Source organism: Bartonella sp. CL436QHHD, assembly GCF_042195105.1.
Lineage (GTDB): Bacteria > Pseudomonadota > Alphaproteobacteria > Rhizobiales > Rhizobiaceae > Bartonella.
Map to the genome: position 1 here is coordinate 1 of NZ_JBHINR010000021.1, position 1,035 is coordinate 1,035.

At 42.2% G+C, this 1,035-nt stretch carries 2 protein-coding genes; both read right to left on the bottom strand.

What is annotated here, in order from left to right; translation table 11 throughout:
* Positions 1-178 precede the first annotated feature (178 nt).
* Positions 179-490, bottom strand: coding sequence for a DNA-binding protein (locus ACFIKN_RS02345; RefSeq protein WP_208439803.1), 312 nt, complete (start codon positions 488-490; stop codon positions 179-181).
* Positions 491-502: 12 nt separating this feature from the next.
* Complete coding sequence (locus ACFIKN_RS02350; protein WP_015857128.1) at positions 503-826, bottom strand: type II toxin-antitoxin system RelE/ParE family toxin; 324 nt, start codon at positions 824-826, stop codon at positions 503-505.
* Positions 827-1,035 lie beyond the last annotated feature (209 nt).

Here is a 1,035-nt window from a genome sequence, read left to right on the forward strand (position 1 = left end):
AGGATGATACCCTTGATCCAAACGCCCCACAAAACGCATGCGACGAAGGCGAAGGCGTCATCCATATGGATGAAGAGGATACATGATAGGTTATAAACTAGATGTAGAGCCCCTCATTAAAAATGATTGCTTAAATACCTCCCTTCCCCATCTTTAAAGGTGGGGAGTGGAACTAAAGTTACACGTGTGGAACTGGTCGTTCAAGAGGCTGTACAGCCAAACGAAACCCCATGGTACGCAGTAAAGCATTCAAGCTGCGGAACTCTGGATTACCTTTTTCTGAAAGTGTACGGTAAAGTTGTGTTGGGTTCAAGTTGGCTGCTTTAGCTACAGCTTGAACACCACCATAAGCTTTGGCCATTTGGCGTAGAGTTACAAGCAGCTCACCCTGATCACCATCTGCTAGGATTGCATCAAGGGTAGCTGCTGCCAACTCAGGATCATCACGGAATATTTCTGCCATTGCATCATCATGGTTACGGTCTTTCATTTTTGCACTCCTTTAATCTTCACGGTTTTGCCAATCACGCCAGCAAGCACATGCACGAGTGATATCAGTCTCTTGTGTTTTTTTGCTGCCACCGCATAATAGCAACAATACGGTCTTTCCAGATTGGACATAATAAACTCGGTAGCCAGGACCAACATTAATACGCAATTCATGAACACCCTCACGAAGCGGCTTGAAATCGCCAAAGTTTCCCTGCTCTAAACGATTAAGGCGGCGAATAATTGCAGTTTTAGCCTGCATATCACGGAGCTTTCGCAGCCAATCAGCTATCAAGTCTTTGCCATCAGAAGTAAGGTAGTGACGTATTTCAAACATGATGTATATTCGTTTATAAACGAATATTTGTCAAGAAAGAAATTAAAAGTTGAGAAAAAATCTTCTTTTATTCCAATGAAAAAGTGACATGAAGCTTAACCAAGCTATCTTTCCGAATGAGAAAGATGTCAATTTTTTAATCCAGCTCTGCTTTTTGCGGAGCTTTTTTTATGGAGAAGCATATGCGAAAAATATCATCAGAAGGGCTA

Excerpts from the sequence above, each read along its gene's own strand:
- ACFIKN_RS02345 (WP_208439803.1), bottom strand. The coding sequence starts at position 490 with ATGAAAGACCGTAACCATGATGATGCAATGGCAGAAATATTCCGTGAT.
- ACFIKN_RS02350 (WP_015857128.1), bottom strand. The coding sequence starts at position 826 with ATGTTTGAAATACGTCACTACCTTACTTCTGATGGCAAAGACTTGATA.